This is a genomic window from Chloroflexus islandicus (assembly GCF_001650695.1).
GTDB lineage: Bacteria > Chloroflexota > Chloroflexia > Chloroflexales > Chloroflexaceae > Chloroflexus > Chloroflexus islandicus.
In genome coordinates this window covers 23,974-31,522 of record NZ_LWQS01000076.1, presented here as the reverse complement: position 1 = coordinate 31,522, position 7,549 = coordinate 23,974, and the positions used below count along the sequence as shown (strand labels likewise).

Sequence of the window (7,549 nt, the reverse complement as noted above, 5' to 3'; positions counted from 1 at the left end):
GGGGTGGGGGCCAATCCTCCCCTCTCCCAGCGGGGGAGGGGCCGGGGGTGGGGGCCAATCCCAACCCACTCACACCTCACCATAAAAAACCTCTGCGCCCTTCGCGCTCCACAGACAGCCATCCGCCTCTACATCGGCCCCTCTGCGGCTTGCCGTTACGGCAAGATGCCAAACTCGTTGAAGGTGCGCACCGCCGCCGCAAACAGATCCGGCAGCAACAGCGTCAGCGGCTCACCCAGCCGCAACAGCCAGCCAGCCAAGAGCGAACTTTGCAACCAGCCGCTCCACGGTTCGACCGGAAACACCACCAGTACGATCAGCACCGCCGTCACCGCGATCACGCCCTGCACTAAGCCCAACAACGCGCCCAACAGATGGTCGAGCCAGCCGAGAAACATTAAACCGGCCATCGAATGCAACAGCGACGCAATCAGGCTGGCAACGCTGCTAACCAGCAACAATACCGCAATAAAGCCTAACACCTGCGCCAGATTCGGATCAGTGATGAACGAACCCAGCCACACCGCCACCTCCGTCCCATATTGGCCGGCCAGCATAAATCCGACCACGACCCCCACCACTGCCAACACCTGCCGGATCAAGCCCCAATACAAGCCCAGAATCGCAAATAATCCCAGCACTACGAAAATCGCAATATCAACATTCGTCACTGACACGCCTCCTTGAACAAATGATCAACACGACATAAAGTCCTTGACGGGCGATTGACACCTTGCTATAATACCTTCACCTGAAAGATTCCTCGTTCCGCTTCCCAGAGCACGCAAAGCTGTCACATACGGCGCGCGAGCTCACTGGCATGCGGCAGCACCGCCGCGTTACTGCCAGTTCGCACCCTGCACGTTGGCATCCCGGTTGTGGCCTTGCATCACCACACAGATGATGGCTGTCCGCGACCCATCAAACGCTCCGCCGGAACGCCGGCGGGGACATCCCTCAGCAGGAGGACGTATGAACATGACCCTATCCGGTTTCGAGCTGATGAAGATGATTGGCGAGCAGCAGGATCGCCGCCACTTTCAGCAGCTCAACTGGCGCGGCACCTTTGCCGAGTATCTCGACATTGTCGCCCGCAAGCCGCAAGTTGCCCGCAACGCCTTTCAACGGGTCTACGACATGATTATGTCGTATGGCACCGAGGAATTTATCGACGCCAAGAAGCGCCTCATCCGCTACAAGTTCTTCTCCGATGAGTCGTTCGATGGCGATGATGCCGTCTTCGGGCTCGAGATCCCGCTCATGCGGCTGGTCAACTTCTTCAAAGGGGCCGCCCGCGGCTACGGCACCGAAAAGCGCGTGTTGCTCTTGCATGGCCCGGTCGGTTCGTCGAAATCAACCATCGTGCGCCGGCTGAAACGTGGCCTCGAGCACTATTCGCGCACCGAAGATGGCGCATTATACACCTACGACTGGTACCCCGGCGTCATCGAACACCACGACACCTTCGATTGGCGCCAAGTTCCGGAATCGGAATGGGAAAAGTGCCCGATGCACGAAGAGCCGCTGCACCTGATCCCGCGCGACCTGCGCGCCAGCTTTATCGAGCGGCTGAACGAGAACCTTGACCCTGATCGCCAGATCCGGATCGAAGGCGACCTCTGCCCAGTCTGCCGCTTCCACTTCCGCGAGCTGATGCAGCGCTACGATGGCGATTGGCTCAAAGTCATGAACCATGTGCGCGTCCGCCGGCTGGTCTTCAGCGAGCAGGATCGGGTCGGGATCGGCACCTTCCAGCCCAAAGACGAGAAGAATCAGGATAGCACCGAACTGACTGGCGATATTAACTATCGCAAGATCGCGATCTACGGCTCTGACTCCGATCCGCGCGCCTTCAACTTCGACGGCGAGTTTAATATTGCCAACCGCGGCATCATCGAGTTTGTCGAGATGCTCAAGCTCGATGTCGCCTTCCTCTACGACTTGCTCGGCGCGTCGCAAGAGCATCGTATCAAGTCGAAGAAGTTTGCGCAAACTGACATCGACGAGGTGATCATTGGCCATACCAACGAGCCGGAATATCGCCGCCTCGAGAATAACGAGTTTATGGAGGCGCTGAAAGACCGCACCGTGCGCATCGATATTCCCTACGTCACCCGCTTGCGCGACGAGGTGCGGATCTACGAGCGCGACTTCAACAAGAAGAAGGTGCGCGTCCATATCGCGCCCCATACCCTTGAGATGGCGGCGATGTGGGCCGTGCTGACCCGCCTCGAAGAGCCGAAGAAGCCGAATCTGACCCTGTTGCAGAAGCTGAAGCTGTACAACGGCAAGACGTTGCCCGGCTTCACCGAAGACAACATCAAGGAGCTGCGCAAAGAGGCGGTGCGCGAAGGCATGGAGGGCATTTCGCCGCGCTATATTCAAGACAAGATCTCGAATGCGCTAGTCAGCAATCAGGAAGAGGGGTACATCAACCCCTTCATGGTGCTGAACGAACTCGAAAGCGGCCTCAAGAACCATGCCCTGATCACCGACGAAGAGCAGCGCAAACGCTACCGCGACCTGCTGGCCGTCGTGCGCGAGGAGTATACCGAGATTGTGAAGAACGAAGTGCAACGCGCCATCTCGGCTGATGAAGAGGCGATTAAGCGCCTGTGCGCCAACTACATCGATAACATCAAAGCCTACACCCAGCGCGAGAAGGTGCGCAACCGCTACACCGGCCAGTACGAAGAACCCGATGAGCGCCTGATGCGCAGCATCGAGGAGAAGATCGATATTCCTGAGTCGCGCAAGGATGACTTCCGCCGCGAGATCATGAACTACATCGGCGCGCTGGCGATCGAGGGCAAGACCTTCGATTACCGCACCAACGAGCGGCTGCATAAGGCGCTCGAGCTGAAGCTGTTCGAGGATCAGAAGGATAGCATCAAGCTTACCTCGCTCGTCTCACGGGTGATCGATAAAGATACTCAAGAGAAGATCGATGTGGTCAAGGCGCGCCTGATCCGCGACTTCGGCTACAACGAGCAGTCGGCGACCGATGTGCTCAACTACGTGGCCTCGATCTTCGCCCGCGGCGATACGCGCCGTTAAGGGCAAACCAAGCCACGCTGCTAGGGGCAAGGCAGGCCTTGTTCCTAGCAGCGCCCTATCGTTGCCGCGTAGCATACGGTGTTCTCAACTCATCGCAGGGTGCCGTCTATGTCGATGTCAATGAAACGCGCTGAACGCGACCTGAGCCGCTTTCGCGAGATTGTGCGCGGCCGGATCAAGAAAGACCTGCGCAAGTATATGTCACAGGGAGAGTTGATCGGGCGGCAGGGCAAACGCTACGTCAGCATCCCGATCCCGCAGATCGACATCCCGCAATTCCGCTATGGCGCGAAACAGGGTGGCGGCGTCGGGCAGGGTGATGGCGACGTTGGCGATCCGATCGCGCAAGGTGATGGCCAGCAAGGCACCGGGCAGGCCGGCGCTGAACCCGGCCAGCATATCCTCGAAGTAGACATCACGATCGAGGAGCTGGCCCAGATTCTCGGCGAAGAGCTGCAATTGCCCAATATTCAGCCGAAAGGCAAGAAGAATCTGATCAGCGAGAAGGATAAGTACAGCGGCATTCGCCGCACTGGCCCCAACTCGCTGCGCCACTTTAAGCGCACCTACCGCGAGGCGCTTCGCCGCCAGATCGCCGCCGGCGAGTATGACCTCGACGATCCGGTCGTGGTGCCCATTCCCGAGGATATGCGCTATCGCTCGTGGAAAGAGACCCTCATGCCCGAAAGCAATGCCGTCATTATCTATATGATGGACGTGTCGGGGTCGATGGGGGCCGAGCAAAAAGAGCTGGTGCGCATGACGGCGTTCTGGATCGAGACGTGGCTGCGTTCGCAGTATAAGTCGATCGAAATTCGCTATATCGTGCATGATGCCGCTGCCAAAGAGGTCGATCAGCAGACCTTCTACCACATTCGCGAAGGCGGCGGCACCAAGATCTCGTCGGCGTACAAGCTCTGCAATCGCTTGATCGACGAGCGTTACCCGGCCACCGAATGGAATATCTATCCGTTCCATTTTTCCGATGGCGACAACTGGGGCGGTGGCGATACCCGCGAGTGTGTTGAGCTGCTCAAACGCGAGCTGTTGCCCAAGGTGAATCTGTTCTGCTACGGTCAGGTGCGTTCGCTCTACGGTTCTGGTCGCTTCGCCCACGACCTCGAAGAGTATCTGCGCGGCGACGACCGGGTGGTGATTGCTGAAATTGCCGATCGTGACGATATCTACGACGCGATCCGCGCCTTCCTCGGCAAAGGTCGCTGATCGCTCTATTCCTTTGGTGTGCGTATGAAGAGTACCCGCCTTCCCGCTCATCTCGAACAGGCGCGCCAAGAGATCGAGCAGATTGCCCGTGAATACGGCCTCGATTTCTTTCCGATCATTTACGAAGTGCTCGATTACCGCACGCTCTATGAGACGGCGGCGTTCGGCGGCTTCCCGACGCGCTATCCGCATTGGCGCTTCGGCATGGAGTACGATCAGTTGCTCAAGGGCCATATCTGGGCCGGCAGCACCATCTACGAGATGGTGATTAACAATAATCCTTCGTATGCCTATCTGCTGGAGGGCAACGAGGATGTGACCCAGAAGATGGTGATGGCCCACGTGACCGGTCACGTCGATTTCTTCAAGAACAATATGTGGTTTGCCCACACGAACCGCAAAATGCTCGATACCATGGCAAACCACGCTGCCCGCATCCAGCGCATCATTGACCGCATCGGCTACGATCAGGTGGAAGAGTTTATTGACATCTGTTTATCGCTGGAAAATCTGATCGACTACCATGCGCCTTACATCCGCCGTCCCGAAGCCGTCACCCCGCGCCCGATCGTCAACGACGAGGAGCCGCCGGTGGTCGAGGGCTTGCCGGTCGAGCGCGAGTATATGCGCGATTACATTAACCCGCCGGAGTTTCTGGAACGGCAGCGGCGCAAACTCGAAGAGGAACGCGCCCGCCAGCGTCGCTTCCCAGAGAATCCGCAGCGCGATGTGCTGCTGTTCTTGATGAATTTTGCCCCGCTTGAGAGCTGGCAACATACGGTGCTGGAGATTATCCGCGATGAAGCGTATTACTTCGCGCCGCAAGGCATGACCAAGATTCTTAATGAGGGTTGGGCCTGCTTGACCGGCGAGAGTTTGATCATCACTGACCGCGGCCTGATCCCGATGCGCGAATTAGTGACCCAGCGCCGCCACGCCCGCGTCAGCGATGGTGAGCGCGCGCAGACGGTCTACGACTGGAATGTCTTTACCGCCTACCCGACGGTCACTATCCACACGCGCGCCGGCTTGACGCTTTCCGGTTCGCATAATCACCGCATTCTGCTCGCCAATGGCGAGTGGCGGCGGTTGGATGCGCTGCAACCCGGCGATCAGGTGCGCATCGCCGGCGGTACCGAACTGTGGGCCACTGCGCCGGCCATCCTCCGCCGCCGTCCGGCGCTCAAGCGGGTGGCAGCTTTGGCAACCGCGACGGCAACAGCGCTTACGCCTGTTTATCCTGCCCGTCGCCACGGCTACCGGCATGCGCCAGCCACTGTGGTTGATGAGACGCTGGCCGCCCAGCTCGGCGCGCAGTGCGCCGCTCGCCCCGACCAGCGCGCGCTGGCCGCGATCTGCCGCTCGCCGCGCCCGCAGGTGGTCGCCTTCCTGCGCGACTTCTGCGCTAGCGCCAGCCAAACGAATAACGCTGGGATGCAGCTTACGTGCGCCGATCAGACCCAAGCGACAACTGTGCAGTTGCTGTTGCTGAACCTTGGCGTGATGGCGCGGCGCGAAGGCGCAATCCTGCACCTTGCCGATGCTGCTGCGCTGGAACATGCTTTTACCACCCCTGCTGCGCCTACGGCATGGGCCGATGAGGTGGTCGCCATCGAGCACGGCGTCGCCGATGTCTACGACATCTCGGTCACGGAAACCCATCGCTACGCGGCGCAAGGCTTCATCAACCACAATAGTTACTGGCACAGCACGATCATGACCCAGCGCGTCGCGTCGGCGGCTGAGATCGTCTCGTTCGCCGATCTCCATTCGGGGGTGGTAGCAACCGGCGGCGGCAGGCTGAATCCGTACAAATTAGGCTTGGAATTGCTGCGTGACATCGAAGATCGCTGGAACAAGGGCAAATTCGGCAAAGAGTACGAAGAGTGCGACGATATCCGGCTCAAACGCTCGTGGGATAGGCAGCTCGGTCTTGGCCGCCAAAAGATCTTCGAGGTGCGCCGGCTCTACAACGATGTCACCTTCATTGACGAATTCCTCACGCCGGAATTCGTGATGGAACAGAAGCTCTTCACCTTCCGCTATAATCGAGACACTGACCTCTACGAAATCGCTTCCCGCGAGTTCAAAGAGGTCAAAGAGAAGCTGCTCTTCCGGCTCACCAACTTCGGCCAGCCGGTGATCCTCGTCGAAGACGGCAACTACGGCAATCGCGGCGAGCTGTACTTGCGCCACCGCCACGAAGGCGTTGATCTCAAGATCGATTACGCCCGCGAGACGATGCGCAATCTCTTCAAAATTTGGACGCGCCCCGTCCATCTTGAGACAGTGATCGACGAGAAGCGCCGCTTGCTGTCGTTCGACGGGCGTGATTTTAGCGAACGGCGATTAGATTGAGCGACGACGTTACGATCCAACACGCTTTACGCACTGCGAGCGAACAGTTGCGGGCCGTCAGCGCGACGGCCCGCCTCGATGCCGAGCTGCTCCTTGCCCATACGTTAGGGTGGTCGCGGGCCAAAGTGGTCGCCGAGCGCGACTACCCGCTAACGCCTGCACAGCAGGCGACGTTTGCTGGGTTGGTTGCCCGCCGCGCCGCCCGCGAACCGGTCGCCTATCTGATTGGCCATCGCGAATTCTTTGGCCTTGACCTGCTGGTCGACCAGCGCGTCCTCATTCCCCGCCCCGAAACGGAAGTGCTGGTTGAGCTGGCGCTGGCCGAGGCGCGACGCTACGGCAACGCACCGATCACCATCGCCGATATTGGCGCCGGCAGCGGCGCCATCGCGATTGCGCTGGCGATGCATCTGCCGCATGCGATCATCTATGGGGTCGATCTGAGCGCCGGCGCGCTGGAGGTGGCCGCGGCTAACGTTGCGCGCTACCGCCTGCACGATCGCATCACGCTGCTCGAAGGCGATCTGCTGGAGCCGCTGCCCGGCCCGGTCGATCTGATCGTCAGCAATCCGCCCTACACAATCCTCAACGAGATCGAAGAAGGCGTTTACCGCTACGAACCGCACCTCGCCCTCGATGGCGGGCCGGATGGGCTTGACTGCTACCGCCGGCTGATCGCCGCTGCACCTGCGTACCTCAAACCGGATGGGGCTATACTATTAGAGATTGGCGCATGGCAAGCGGCGGCTGTGGTACACTTACTCCGTCAGGCGATGCCGCAGGCTGAAGTTGGAATCCAGCGCGATCTAGCCGGACGCGATCGAGTCGTGTGGGCGCGTAATCCAGATGTCATCCGCTGATCTAGCTCGCTATTGCCAGATAACGGTATACTACGGGCGGAGATCAGGAG

General features: G+C 59.4%; 5 protein-coding genes. 4 read left to right on the top strand and 1 reads right to left on the bottom strand.

What is annotated here, in order from left to right:
* Positions 1-155 precede the first annotated feature (155 nt).
* Positions 156-671, bottom strand: a complete 516-nt coding sequence (locus A6A03_RS15290) for a CvpA family protein (protein WP_066790016.1) — start codon at positions 669-671, stop codon at positions 156-158.
* A gap of 307 nt (positions 672-978) precedes the next feature.
* On the opposite strand from A6A03_RS15290, the gene A6A03_RS15285 reads away from it, so the two are divergent.
* The 4 genes from A6A03_RS15285 to prmC all read left to right on the top strand — a co-directional run bounded on the left by A6A03_RS15285 (position 979) and on the right by prmC (position 7,499).
* Positions 979-3,057, top strand: coding sequence for a PrkA family serine protein kinase (locus A6A03_RS15285; RefSeq protein WP_066790020.1), 2,079 nt, complete (start codon positions 979-981; stop codon positions 3,055-3,057).
* 108 nt (positions 3,058-3,165) lie between these two features.
* Positions 3,166-4,281, top strand: a complete 1,116-nt coding sequence (locus tag A6A03_RS15280; RefSeq protein ID WP_156525358.1) for a DUF444 family protein — start codon at positions 3,166-3,168, stop codon at positions 4,279-4,281.
* 24 nt (positions 4,282-4,305) lie between these two features.
* On the top strand, positions 4,306-6,639 hold the full coding sequence (locus A6A03_RS15275; protein WP_066790014.1) for a SpoVR family protein: 2,334 nt from the start codon (positions 4,306-4,308) through the stop codon (positions 6,637-6,639).
* A complete protein-coding gene (gene prmC / locus A6A03_RS15270; protein ID WP_066790012.1) occupies positions 6,636-7,499 on the top strand; it encodes a peptide chain release factor N(5)-glutamine methyltransferase in 864 nt (287 codons plus the stop codon). The genes A6A03_RS15275 and prmC overlap by 4 nt, the downstream gene beginning before the upstream one ends.
* The last annotated feature ends 50 nt before the right edge of the window (positions 7,500-7,549 follow it).